Genomic DNA, 12,171 nt, shown 5'->3' with positions numbered 1-12,171 from the left:
TTGAGATGGGAGGAACGGAGAGGTAAGGGCGGCAAAGGGGACAGCAAGGATAACCTGTGCTGGGGCCGTAACGGCGTGATATCCATGCTTGAGACCGCTCCAGAGGCCTGTCATAAGATATACATGGCCACAGGGTCTCAGAGATCATTTCGAGACGAAATTTTAGGTCTTGCCGGGCCTAACGCTATAGAGGTGGTCGAGGCCGGTGGGTCCCACCTAGACGATCTTACAGGAGGGGAAAAACACCAAGGGGTCGTCGCGGAGATAGAGATGCCCCGTCCTCTTGATCTGTCCGATCTACCGGATAAAGAGGGACCATCTCTCCTTTTAATCATGGATCACCTGAAAGATCCTCATAACTTTGGGGCTATCATCAGGACCGCTGAGGTAGCCGGTGCCGATGGAATAGTCTTCCCTGGCAGGAGATCGGTAGGGATAACCGGAACGGTCATAAAGACCAGCGCAGGGGCTATCTTCAGGCTTCCCCTTTTCGAGGTCGTCAATCTGGTCAGAGCGTTGGAGGATCTCAAAAAGAGAGGATACTGGGTGGTAGGCCTAGATCATAGGTCGGAAAGGGATATATGGGATTCTCCCTTGCCCGATAGGTTGGCTTTAGTCGTCGGTTCGGAGGGAGAGGGAATGTCGAGACTGGTGTCCGAAAGGTGTGACGATCTTCGCAAGATCCCTATGGTAGGAGAGACCGGTTCCCTAAACGCCAGCGTTGCTTCCGCTTTGGGGATGTTCGAGTGGAGAAGGCTTAACCTTCCCTCCGTTAAGGATTAGAGGTGTTTCGTATGGTTTTAAATAAAGTGTCCGTAATAGGAGCAGGGGCTCTTGGGGGAGCGGTGGTAGAGGGGCTTGTCCGTGGGGGGGTGTCCGTATGGGTCTACGATACCAACCCAAGTAGATTAGAGGCTATGTCTCAGCTCGGGGCGAACGAGCTTTCCGATATTGAACAGGGATTCTCGGGGTTTGACGTCGTATTTTGGGCACTCAAACCTCATCTTATACTTCCGATCATAGGGGAGAATAGGGATAAATTGGTAGGTAGCCTTTGTTGCTCTCTGGCGGCCTGCGTTGATCTGGAGCTTTTGAGTAAAGCCGCTCCTGGGGCCCGGTGGGCCAGGGCTATGACGAATATATGTGCCTCGGTGTGCCGGGCTTTCACCGGATATGCCCTCTCCTCCGACATATCCGAAAGGGATAAGGATATTTTAAGCTGTTGCTTCGACTCTATAGGGCTCTCTCAGACTATGGCGGAGCAGGATCTTGACGGTATAACCGGCGTAGCGGGATCTGGACCTGCCTATGTGTTTACCATCCTAGAATCGTTTATCCAGGGGGGGCTGGCCTCGGGGCTTTCCGCAGAGGTGTCTTTGAGGGCAGCGGCCATGACCTTGATCGGATCTTCCGAGCTGGTTCTCAAAGGCGGAGACCATCCTGGGGCCTATAAAGACAGGGTATGTACCCCTGCTGGGACGACCATAGACGCTCTCAGGGTGCTGGAGGCCGGGGGATTGAGAACCTCCATAATAGACGGTGTGGTAAAGGCAACCGAAAAGAGCAGGCAGGTCGGTGAGGCTCTCAGGGAGAGTTTATCGTCGAAACCGAGCGATAAAGATTGACAAAGAGGATAATCCCCTGTAGAATCTCTTAGCGTTGGCGGGTGGTTAGTTCAGAGGTAGAACGCTTCCCTGACACGGAAGAGGTCAGAGGTTCAATTCCTCTACCACCCACCATTTAGCCAACTGTGTTACAGTTCAATATATCGCCTTGGGTGGTTAGTTCAGAGGTAGAACGCTTCCCTGACACGGAAGAGGTCAGAGGTTCAATTCCTCTACCACCCACCATGTATTTATGCGCCCTTTTGGGGCGCTTTTTTTTAAACTATTTTGTGTATCAAGATATATCGTAATCGATCATATCCTTTATTGAGAGAGATCTTTTTCCTACCTTTTTTGCGATGGGGAATTGTACTTTTTAGGAAATGGAGTATAGTATTGTCTGAGGGGGTGAACGGACAGATGATTTTAGGAGTTGGCGTTGATCTTTGTAGTATATCTAGAATGTCAAGGTTCTCCAGGGACGATCACTTTGTTAGCAGGGTTTTTTCCTCCGAGGAGATCGATTACGCCTTTTCCAAGCATTGTCCTGCGAGGCATCTTGCTTCCTCCTTTGCCGCAAGAGAGGCGTTCTCTAAAGCTTCCGGTCTGCCTTTGGCTAAGGTCGCTTTCAAAGGTGTGTCGGTCTCTAGATCCGAGTCTGGTCCGGTGCTCAACCTCAAAGCCCTTGATGAAGGGCTTCTTGCGCAAATCTCCTCCTCTAGATTTCATCTATCCCTGAGTCACGAAGGAGATTACGCCGTGGCTTTTGTCGTTATGGAAGGTGATTTTCGCCATGACTAAAATATCTCGTCTTTCTTCCTCCTCTATCTCTATACAGGCAGACGCAAAGGCCATAAAGGAGTTCTCTATTCCATCGGAAATCCTCATGGAGAACGCAGGATCGGCCTGTGCTGATTTTGCTGCCTCTATGACCTCCGTAGGTGATACGGTCCTTATAATGGCCGGTGTAGGGAGTAACGGAGGGGACGGTATGGTTATGGCCCGTCACCTCGACAGGTTAGGCAGGAAGGTTTTCCTGTTTATAGCCGGCGACGAAAAAAAGATCAAAGGAGCGTCTTTGACCAATCTCTTGATACTAAAGTCGATGAAAATCCCCTGTGTGGAGATGTCCTCGGTCTCCGATGAATTTATAAAAGACAGAATTTCGGAGTCTTCCTTGGTGGTGGACGCTCTTCTCGGGACCGGAGCTTCCGGTGATCTGAGAGGTCAGGTTTTAAGGGCGGTTCAGGCCATCGACGGCTTTTCCCCTGTGCTCTCCGTGGACGGTCCTACAGGGGTCGATATGGACGATGGCACGGTTTCAGGAAAGGCGGTCTCCTCGGACCTGACGGTTACGATGGTCTCAAAAAAGGTAGGCCACGAGGTCTATCCCGGTAAAAGGCATTCAGGGAGAGTCGAAGTCGTACATATAGGAATCGCTTCGGATAGAATTACCGACTGTGCTAAAGACGAGATGATCCTTGTGGACGAGGGATATGTCCGAAGGGCCTATCCCCATACCAACTACGATTCCCATAAATATTCCAGAGGCTGTGTCCTCCTGGTAGCCGGATCTGACCGTTATCCTGGGGCCGCCGCTCTCTCCTCTATGGGGGCTTTAAGGGCGGGAGCAGGTGTATGTGTACTGGCCGCCCCTGACTCGGTGAGGCCTTATGTCCAACACATACCTGAGGTTATTTTTGAATCTCTAAACTCGAAAAAGGAAATCCCTAAAATACTAAGCAGATGGGGGGGATCCTGTTCTGTGGTCGTATTAGGACCTGGGTTGGGACGATCCGCTCTATCGAGAGATATCTTCACCGAGTTTTGGTCAAGTTCACTCCCTTCGGTGGTTGTCGATGGAGATGGCCTGTTCTTTCTGCCTGAGGCGGATATTTCCTCCGCAAAAGAGGTCCTTATAACCCCCCATGAAGGGGAGGCCGCCAGGCTTATGGGCTGGCCTAGGGAGAGGGTCTCCAAGCAGCGTCTGCTGGTCGCTGGATCTCTAGCGGGAAGATACGGTACCTGTCTGCTTAAAGGCCCTGGTTCTCTGATCTGCTCCAGGCACGCTAGAGGGGTTATCTCATCGGGCAACTCCACTCTTTCGGTAGCAGGATCGGGAGATGTTCTCGCTGGAGCTATCGGAGCTCTTTGGTCCAGAGGATGTCTTGCCTTTGACGCCGCTGCTTTAGGTGGATGGATACACGGAAAATCGGGGGAGCTCCTTTCGAGCCGTTCAACCGATGGAGCGTTGGCTTCCGAGATAGCGAATAAAATACCTGATGTTTTGGGGGGCTTATTTTGAGAGGCCGTCGTCCTGTAAACTGGGAAGAGGAGATCAAAAAGACCAAACGAATACAGAGAAAAGGGATATTGATGTCCCTGCTCTCTTTGGTTATAGCTCTTGGAATGATCGGTGGAGCTAAACTACACAATCCAGAGATAGCAGTAGGTAGGATGATTTTACCGTCTATCGGGTTTGTATTCGTGCTCTTCGTTGTGGTTATAGTCCTAAGGCGGTGCAGAAAGTGACTCGATCTTTTCGCGCTAAGACCCCTGAGGAGACCGAGTATATAGGGACTAGCCTTGCATCTGCGATTCGACCGGGCTCTATAGTTCTACTTGAAGGGGACCTTGGGGCTGGCAAGACGACTTTTGTCAGAGGCTTGGTTTCAGGCCTGGGAGGACTGGGCGTTAAGAGTCCGTCTTTTACCCTCATAAACGAGTATCACGGCAACATCCCTGTTGCTCACGCCGATTTTTATCGACTTGAGCGAGCGGATCCACGCTCTATGGGCCTTGATGAATATCTCGACGATGGCTGGGTGGTAGTGGTAGAGTGGCCAGATAGACTTACGTCCATCCCTCCCTTTGGAGGGTTTAAGGCTACCTTTAAACATCTGGGCCTAGCTGATTCCCTCGACGAGGAAACTCGGCTAATTACCCTAGTTCCTCTGGACGACGATAGTGGGGACAGGCTTAGATACCTTGACTTTGCTGGATTGGAGGAAATTCAATGATCCGCAGGATTCTGGCAATCGATTGCTCCAATCGATTTACCTGTCTAGGTTTGGTGGACGAAGGGATGCCTGTGTCCGAATTTAATGTCGATTTGGGGAGATCTCAGGGGTCTTTGCTTCCATCCTGTGTCGATTCTTTCCTAAAAAACTCCGGGACCTCTATCGAGAATATCGACGCTATCGGGGTGACCGTAGGTCCAGGATATTTTACCGGTATAAGGGTCGCCCTTTCATACGGGGTCGGCCTTGCTAAGGGCCTCGATATACCGGTGGTCCCCTTGAGCCCTCTGGAAGCTCTGGCTAGAGCGGCTAGACCTTCCGTTGGGGAGAGGGTTATACCCTGTATTCGCGCCGGTCAAGGTGCACTCTACTGTGCTGGCTTTTTTGTCGATCAAACAGGGTTAAACGAGATATTTGCCGAAGGGGAAAGAGATCCAGAGGAACTCTCTTCGGCTATGTCGGATATAGATGCTACAGCTGGTTTTGTCGTGACGGAGGAACGAACTCTTGTCGGGTTTGATGTTTCCTCTAAAATAGATAAATTGATATGTATCGGCGGCTTTGCCCTAGGGGAGACAGCTTGGTTACACAGAGCTGAGGTTAGGTCGCCCCATGAAATTCAAGCACGCTATTATAGAAGTCCCGGATTAGGGAACTTTTCTAAATAGATTTGCGTCTGTACGAACCGTTCCAGGGGGAACGGCATCTTTTGGAGGTGAATTCTTTGGCGAAGGCATTTGAGGTTATCATCAACAAGCCATGGTGCAAAGGTTGTTCTCTTTGTATCGATATCTGTCCCAAGAAGGTATTGGCACTTGATGAGAGACAGAAAGCGGAGCCCTTTGAGATGGCTAAGTGCATAGGATGTCGTCAGTGTGAGAATATATGCCCCGATCTGGCTATCACAGTAAAGGAGGCGGAGAACAATGGGTAAACTGGCTTTCTGGCAGGGTAATGAAGCTCTGGCTATGGGGGCGATCGCCGCAGGATGCAATTTCTTCGGCGGATACCCGATAACCCCTTCCACAGAGGTGGCGGAGAAGATGGCCGAGGAGCTCCCTAAGATAGATGGCCGCTTTATCCAGATGGAGGACGAAATAGCCGCCATCGCCGCAACTATCGGAGCTGCTATAGCCGGTTCCAAGGCTCTCACGGCGACCTCTGGCCCCGGATTTTCCCTTAAACAGGAGAACCTTGGCTTAGCCTACGAGGCGGAAGTTCCTATGGTTCTCGTCGACGTAATGAGAGGCGGTCCTTCCACAGGACTTCCCACCAAAGCCGCCCAGCAGGACGTTATGCAGGCCCGTTGGGGAACCCATGGAGATCACGGCACCATCGCCTACGCTCCGTCCTCCGTCGAGGAGTGTTACTCCCTGGCGATCGAGGCCTTCAACACTGCGGAGAGGTTCCGCCAGCCGGTCTTGATAATGAGCGACGCCGAGATCGGTCACATGAGGGAGAAAATAGAGATCCCTGAGCCCGGTTCTTTAAAGATAGTTGACAGAAAGCCTCCTTCCGTGGAGCCCGATAAGTTCGTTCCCTATCTGGCCGACCCTGAGGACGATATTCCTGCCATGGCCTCCTTCGGAGACGGCTATCGTTGGCACGTGACCGGTCTTACCCATAACGACTGGGGATTTCCCACCAACAACGGTGAGGAAATAGACAATAAAATGAGGCGACTGATGAGAAAGGTAGATCGCTTCCGGGACGATATCGTAAAATACGATACCCTTTTCGCCGAGGATGCGGAGGTCCTTATAGTATCCTACGGAAGCGTCGCCCGTTCCAGCACGAGAGCGGTAAAAGACGCCAGGGCCAGAAACATCAAGGCTGGCCATTTCCGTCCTATAACCCTTTGGCCCTTCCCCGACAAGGAGCTTGAGAAGTTGGCTCGAAAGGTCAAGACCATAATCGTCCCGGAGCTCAACTGCGGACAGATGGTACACGAGGTAGAGAGAGCGGTCCACGGCAAGGCTAAGGTCGTTTCCGCTACTCTTGTCAACGGTGAGCTTTTCCACCCAAGCGAAATTCTTGAAAAAATAACCCAGGAGGTAAGGTAATATGCCTTCCAAAGAAGTTTACAACTGGCTCAGGACTAGGTTTTTCCCCCATATGTGGTGCCCCGGCTGTGGTCACGGTATCGTGATGCACGCCCTTATAAGGGCAATGGTAGATCTCGGCTTAAACAAGGACGAGACGGTGTTAGCTTCGGGGATAGGCTGCTCCAGCCGACTTCCAGGCTACATAGATACCTGCACCATTCACACCACCCACGGTCGTTCTCTTGGATTTGCCACAGGCATCAAGATGGCCAAGCCTGAGCTGACGGTTATAGACGTCATGGGAGACGGCGACTGCACCGCTATCGGAGGCAACCACTTTATCCACGCCTGCCGGAGAAACATAAACATCACCGCCATAGTGATGAACAACAACATCTACGGTATGACCGGTGGACAGGCCTCTCCGACCACCCCTGCCGGTGCTCTTGCTACGACCGCACCTTACGGTGCCGTCGACCCGACCTTCGACATATGTCGTTTGGCGGAAGGAGCCGGTGCTACTTTCGTAGCCAGGACCACCATTGCCAATCCCAAGCAGGCGGAGAAGTACATCGCCGATGCCATCAAGCATAAGGGATTCTCGGTAGTTGAGGTCATATCAAGCTGTCACACCCAGTTTGGCAGAAAGAACAACAGACGTACCCCTATCTCCAACATAGAGTACCTCAAAGGAGCCAGCGTCACCAAAGAAAAGGCCAAGGGTATGAGCCCTGAGGAGCTTTTCGGTAAAATAGTCGTCGGAGAGTTTGTTAACAAAGTAGCTCCCGAATACACAGAGCAGTATCTGGAAATGAGCAAGAAAGTGAGGGAGTCCTAATGAGCGAGCGTTTTGAGGTCCGTTTTGCTGGCTCCGGAGGCCAGGGAGTCATTCTCGCATCGGTTATAGTCGGAGAAGCAGCGGCTCTTTATTCCGACGGTCTTTTCGCCGTACAGACCCAGAGTTACGGTCCTGAGGCAAGAGGCGGAAGCTCTAAGGCCGAGGTCGTTATCTCTGGAGAGCCTATCGACTACCCTATGCCTGTAAAGCCAGACCTTCAGATAATCCTTACCTCTCAGGCCTGTGAGAAATATGCCTCAGAAATCAAGCCTGGCGGAAGGCTTATAATCGACGACTTCTACGTCAAAGAGATTCCCAACATAGATGCCAACATATATCACCTTCCTATCGTCAGGACCGCTAGAGATGTAATAGGACGGGAACTGGTCACCAACATGGTCTCTATAGGCATGGTAGCCAGGGTTTTAGAGCTTGAGAAGGTAGTGGAGCCGTCGGCCTTGAAAAAGGCTGTTCTCGCCAGAGTCCCTAAAGGGACCGAAGAGATGAACTCCAAAGCCTTTGACGAAGGTTACAAGGTATTTAAAAACAGTCAGTGGCTGCACTTTTAGATTGCCGTTGAGATTTGCCGGGGCTAAAATAGCCTCGGCAAATCTTTTTTAGGAGGCTTAATGTGAAAGAACTTATTTTGAAAATTAGAGACATAAACTCCACCGGACAGGGTGTCGCTCTTTCCGAGGAGGGTAAAGTCATATTTGTCGACGGTGCCCTCCCTGGAGAGAGGGTTTTGGTGTCTATGATTCAGGAAAAAAAGAACTACGGAAGAGCTCGGCTGATGGAGATAGAGAGCCCTTCCGACGATAGAGTTACCCCTAAATGTCCCTGGTTCGGTAGCTGTGGAGGATGTCAGATTCAACACGGAAGTTATGGTCTTCAGATTTCATTAAAAGAGGCCATGGTAAAATCGACTATGGAGCGTATCGGTGGAGTCGACGTAGCTGAAGTTATCTGTGTTCCTAGCGAGAGAAGATGGGAGTACAGGAACAAAGCTTCTTTTCCAGTAAGGGCGGGAAAAGAGGGGGGAATCGGCTTTTTTAGCGCTAATAGCCATTTAATCGTCCCTGTAGATCGATGTCCCGTGCTTAAACCGGAGATCGATAGTATCTACTCCGCTATAAGGAGAGACCTTCAGGAGGAACTATCCTCCCCCGGTTTTTTTTATAACGAGAAAAACAACTCAGGATTCCTTAGGCATATAGTCGCTAGATCAAACGAAAATAAAGAATTGCTTTTGATGTTAGTAGTATCTAATTTCAATAAAAAGCTAATGAATAAAGTAGGTAGCTATCTAAAGTCTAAATATAGAGACAAACTTTTATCCTTTTCTTGGAATTTAAACGATAAAAAAACTAATCGTATAATAGGGGATGAGACGTTCCCCGCTTGGGGTGGAAATTTAATATTGGAAAAACTGGGTGATTTTTCTTTCCGTTACGATGGGACCGCTTTTTTTCAGGTTAATACCCTTCAAGCGGAAAATCTTTTTGAGCTGGCGTCCGAATGGGCGGCTTCTCCAGAGGATAGGGTGGTAGAGCTTTATTCTGGAGTCGGTGCCCTTACGTCCTATCTGTCTAAAAACGCTAAATCCGTTTTAGCGGTGGAGGAGTGGCGTCCTTCCGTCGAAAGGCTGGAGGAAAATATGTCTTTCAACGGAATAAAAAACGTAAACTCTCTTTGTGGAAAGGCGGAGGAGTTAATAAAAGCGATGATAAAGGAGAAGCCGAAGGTGGTTGTAGTCGATCCTCCGAGGACGGGCTGTGCGCCCGAGGTGCTCTCCGCCGTAACCGAAAGCGTGGCATCAAAGCTTGTTTACGTGTCCTGTAATCCTGCGACCTTAGCTCGAGATACGGCTATCTTGATAAAAGCAGGCTGGAATTTCAGTGAGTTAAGGTCTTTTGACCTTTTTCCTCAGACCTGTCACGTTGAGACGGTGGTCCGCTTTACGAGATAGGTTTACGGGGTTGTCAAAAACCCATCAAAGGGCTATAATCTTCGTCGTCAAGCGGACATAGCTCAGCTGGTAGAGCATTAGCTTCCCAAGCTAAGGGTCGCGGGTTCGAATCCCGTTGTCCGCTCCATAGATCGTTAAAGCCCCTTCCAGTTATTGGGAGGGGCTTTTTATTAATTTATAACTGGTTTTTTCTTTTAAAAACATTGATTCTTTCTATGTTGATTGACACGTTCTTTCTTGGTCACTAGAATGGGAGAGTAGTTTGATCCTTACCTTTTGTGTAAGGGTCTTTTGTCGGATTTTGTTCCTCGAAGGGAGGTGACAGCATGGCAACCAGTCTCACTGAAGAGATCAAAAAAGTCGAGGCACAGGCGAAGAATAAGGTGTCCGATGCCAGATCTGAGGCAGGGAAGATAATCTCCCAGGCTAAGGACGATGCTGATCGGAGGCTGAAGGAGTCAAAACAGGAAGCTTTCAAAGGCTTCAAAAAACGGTTAGTAGAGGTTGAGGCGGAGGCAGAAAAGAAGGCTGACTCTATAGTTGCAGAAGGACACGAAGAGGCTCAACGCTTTATAGAGTCCAACAAAAAAGGACTTGATTCGGTGTCCTCCTGGGTTTCGGAAGAGGTGATGGCTCGATATGGGCGTGGCTAGTGTTAGCAAGCTGGAGCTTTATGCGCATAATACCGTGGTCGACGCTGTCCTAGCGGAGCTTCAAAAACTTGGGTGTTGTGAGGTTTTCGTTCCTGAGGATAGCGGAGAGGTAGCCGATTCTCTCCCGGGAATAGCCGATCTTGATGAAAAAATAAGCGAGGCTAGGTATCTACTGAGGATTTTAGAGCCTTACTATATCGACCCGGTTGGCTCTATGGCCAGGTCCTTCGGTGAAAGGCCGGAGTTTTCCCTGAAAGAGATGAAGTGTTTATCTGACTCTTACGATGTAATCGCTAAGGCAGAGGAGATTCGAGGTCTGGAGAGAAGGCTTGTGGAGATAAGGTCGGAGATAAGCAAAATCGATGGTTATCTTGCCCTTTTGTCGACTCTGGACGGTCTTCCATATCCTCTTAGTTTGATATCCTCCGGAACGGAACAGGTTTTTGGGGCTTTAGGCACTTTATCGGTGGACAGCCTCGGTAAGTGGAAAGGCGATCTGAATAAGGCTTTCGGCGCCGACTTAGAGCTTTATGTCGCTCCTTATGGGGAAAAAGACAAAGAGGCTACGGTGGTATTTGTCGGTCTCAGATCGATAGAGTCGGAGGTCCTTCGTCTTTCGGCTGGAATGGGGTTCAGCAAAGTCGATATTTCAGAGGATCTTTCCCTAGAGGTCGCCGAGGAGATAAGTCGCTTATCGGGCTTAAAAGAGGACCTTATCCTCAAGGTGTCTGACATCGAGAAGGACATGGGCGATAGGGCTGGAGATTTGGTCCCAGACGTAAGGGTTCTCGGCGATTACTGGGGGATTATGTCGGAGAGGCTCCGTAGTTCAGAACAGGGAGAGAGAACCGACGAGGTTACTTTGCTTCGGTATTGGGTTCCAGAGTCGGATATCCAGAACGTCAAAAAGTCGCTGTCTAGGTGGGGTGGATTGACGGAGCTCCGTTTTACCGAACCTTCCGAGGAGGATGATCCTCCCTCTCTTTTGAGCAATCCCGAGTGGTCTCTTCCCTTTGAGACCTTGACAAAGCTTTACGGAGCTCCTACTTACGGTGGACCTGACCCTACGCCTCTCTTAGCTCCCTTTTTCTTCCTGTTCTTCGGGATGTGTCTCGGTGATGGCGGTTACGGTCTTATCATGGTGGCGTTTTTTTTGTTTTTTTTCAAAAAATACAAGAAAATGCCATCAGGAGCCAAGAGCTTCTTTTCCCTGTTTGTCCTTTCCGGCATAGCAGCTACGTTGGTCGGAGCTTTGACCGGAAGCTGGATGGGAGACATGGTGGATGTCGTTCCGTTTTTAGGCTTTCTGAAGCCACTTAAGGATATACCCGTATTGCTGGTGCCTATGGACGATCCTATGGCGTTTCTCGGCATATCCCTTGTGTTTGGCGTTTTTCAGATTTTCTTCGGTATGGCTATCGCCATGAGGGAGTGTCTAAAAAAAGGGGACTACATGGGAGCTTTTGCCGATCAGCTGGGATGGATGGTCTTTTTATCCGGCCTTCTCCTGCTTGGGGCTTCCACAAAGGTTCCCTCCATTTCCTGGTTGGGAAAGCTGGTCACCTTTGCAGGTGCGGCGACTTTAATAGCTACTCAAGGTAGGAGCAAAGATGGATTTATCCAAAAGGCTATATCAGGGTTGTTGAGTCTCTATAACGTGACCTCCTATCTTGGTGATGTCCTCAGTTACAGCAGGTTGCTCGCCTTAGGGTTGGCCACCTCCGCTATCGCTATGATCATCAATATGTTAGCTGGTCTTTCATCATCCATTCCCTATGTAGGGTGGATTATCGCCATAGTGCTTTTCCTGGGAGGCCATCTATTTAGCGTCGCGGTCAACGTATTAGGGGCTTTCGTCCACTCTTTGAGGCTCCAGTACGTCGAGTTTTTCAGCAAGTTTTATGCCGGAGGGGGCAGGCTTTTTGAGCCTCTCAGGTATAACACTAAATACGTTGCAGTCTCCGAGGATGGTTGCGAGCGTTAGAATCACCGATAGCCTCCTTATAGGGGGATCTCTACTTTTACGAGGGGAGTGTTATTTT

14 protein-coding genes and 3 tRNA genes are annotated in these 12,171 nt (G+C 50.0%); all 17 read left to right on the top strand.

The genetic code is table 11. The features are described from left to right. The 17 genes from rlmB to B9Y55_RS00890 all read left to right on the top strand — a co-directional run bounded on the left by rlmB (position 1) and on the right by B9Y55_RS00890 (position 12,113). On the top strand, positions 1 to 783 hold the full coding sequence (gene rlmB / locus B9Y55_RS00970) for a 23S rRNA (guanosine(2251)-2'-O)-methyltransferase RlmB (protein WP_234986069.1): 783 nt from the start codon (positions 1 to 3) through the stop codon (positions 781 to 783). Between the two features lie 11 nt (positions 784 to 794). Continuing rightward, complete coding sequence (locus tag B9Y55_RS00965) at positions 795 to 1,625, top strand: pyrroline-5-carboxylate reductase family protein (protein WP_085543479.1); 831 nt, start codon at positions 795 to 797, stop codon at positions 1,623 to 1,625. Between the two features lie 39 nt (positions 1,626 to 1,664). Next, positions 1,665 to 1,739 (top strand) — tRNA-Val (locus tag B9Y55_RS00960). A 36-nt stretch (positions 1,740 to 1,775) separates the two neighbouring features. After that, a tRNA-Val gene (locus tag B9Y55_RS00955) sits at positions 1,776 to 1,850 on the top strand. Positions 1,851 to 2,024: 174 nt separating this feature from the next. Beyond that, entirely contained in the window at positions 2,025 to 2,405 is a 381-nt protein-coding gene (acpS, locus tag B9Y55_RS00950; RefSeq protein WP_085543478.1) for a holo-ACP synthase, read from the top strand. Beyond that, complete coding sequence (locus B9Y55_RS00945; protein ID WP_085543477.1) at positions 2,398 to 3,909, top strand: NAD(P)H-hydrate dehydratase; 1,512 nt, start codon at positions 2,398 to 2,400, stop codon at positions 3,907 to 3,909. Before acpS ends, B9Y55_RS00945 begins: the two co-directional genes overlap by 8 nt. Beyond that, the gene (locus B9Y55_RS00940; RefSeq protein ID WP_085543476.1) at positions 3,906 to 4,136 is read left to right on the top strand and encodes a hypothetical protein; all 231 of its coding nucleotides are present in this window, start codon (positions 3,906 to 3,908) and stop codon (positions 4,134 to 4,136) included. The genes B9Y55_RS00945 and B9Y55_RS00940 overlap by 4 nt, the downstream gene beginning before the upstream one ends. Then, positions 4,133 to 4,624 carry a tRNA (adenosine(37)-N6)-threonylcarbamoyltransferase complex ATPase subunit type 1 TsaE gene (gene tsaE / locus B9Y55_RS00935; RefSeq protein WP_159448177.1) on the top strand — a complete coding sequence of 164 codons (492 nt, stop codon included), beginning with the start codon at positions 4,133 to 4,135 and terminating at the stop codon, positions 4,622 to 4,624. The genes B9Y55_RS00940 and tsaE overlap by 4 nt, the downstream gene beginning before the upstream one ends. Beyond that, complete coding sequence (tsaB, locus tag B9Y55_RS00930; RefSeq protein ID WP_085543474.1) at positions 4,621 to 5,292, top strand: tRNA (adenosine(37)-N6)-threonylcarbamoyltransferase complex dimerization subunit type 1 TsaB; 672 nt, start codon at positions 4,621 to 4,623, stop codon at positions 5,290 to 5,292. Before tsaE ends, tsaB begins: the two co-directional genes overlap by 4 nt. Positions 5,293 to 5,348: 56 nt before the next feature. Beyond that, complete coding sequence (locus tag B9Y55_RS00925; RefSeq protein WP_085543473.1) at positions 5,349 to 5,558, top strand: 4Fe-4S dicluster domain-containing protein; 210 nt, start codon at positions 5,349 to 5,351, stop codon at positions 5,556 to 5,558. Then, complete coding sequence (locus B9Y55_RS00920; RefSeq protein ID WP_085543472.1) at positions 5,551 to 6,687, top strand: 2-oxoacid:acceptor oxidoreductase subunit alpha; 1,137 nt, start codon at positions 5,551 to 5,553, stop codon at positions 6,685 to 6,687. The genes B9Y55_RS00925 and B9Y55_RS00920 overlap by 8 nt, the downstream gene beginning before the upstream one ends. A gap of 1 nt (position 6,688) precedes the next feature. Beyond that, entirely contained in the window at positions 6,689 to 7,507 is an 819-nt protein-coding gene (locus B9Y55_RS00915) for a 2-oxoacid:ferredoxin oxidoreductase subunit beta (RefSeq protein ID WP_085543471.1), read from the top strand. After that, a complete protein-coding gene (locus B9Y55_RS00910; protein ID WP_085543470.1) occupies positions 7,507 to 8,076 on the top strand; it encodes a 2-oxoacid:acceptor oxidoreductase family protein in 570 nt (189 codons plus the stop codon). Before B9Y55_RS00915 ends, B9Y55_RS00910 begins: the two co-directional genes overlap by 1 nt. 62 nt (positions 8,077 to 8,138) lie before the next feature. Next, a complete protein-coding gene (gene rlmD / locus B9Y55_RS00905; protein ID WP_159448176.1) occupies positions 8,139 to 9,476 on the top strand; it encodes a 23S rRNA (uracil(1939)-C(5))-methyltransferase RlmD in 1,338 nt (445 codons plus the stop codon). Positions 9,477 to 9,527: 51 nt separating this feature from the next. Continuing rightward, positions 9,528 to 9,603: transfer RNA gene (locus B9Y55_RS00900), tRNA-Gly, on the top strand. Positions 9,604 to 9,802: 199 nt separating this feature from the next. Further along, complete coding sequence (locus B9Y55_RS00895; protein WP_085543468.1) at positions 9,803 to 10,129, top strand: cell envelope biogenesis protein TolA; 327 nt, start codon at positions 9,803 to 9,805, stop codon at positions 10,127 to 10,129. Continuing rightward, a complete protein-coding gene (locus tag B9Y55_RS00890) occupies positions 10,116 to 12,113 on the top strand; it encodes a V-type ATP synthase subunit I (RefSeq protein ID WP_085543467.1) in 1,998 nt (665 codons plus the stop codon). The genes B9Y55_RS00895 and B9Y55_RS00890 overlap by 14 nt, the downstream gene beginning before the upstream one ends. The last annotated feature ends 58 nt before the right edge of the window (positions 12,114 to 12,171 follow it).

This window comes from Dethiosulfovibrio salsuginis (genome assembly GCF_900177735.1).
Classification (GTDB): Bacteria; Synergistota; Synergistia; order Synergistales; family Dethiosulfovibrionaceae; genus Dethiosulfovibrio; species Dethiosulfovibrio salsuginis.
The sequence above is the reverse complement of the archived record's forward strand: the minus strand, read 5'-3'. Positions and strand labels throughout refer to the sequence as shown.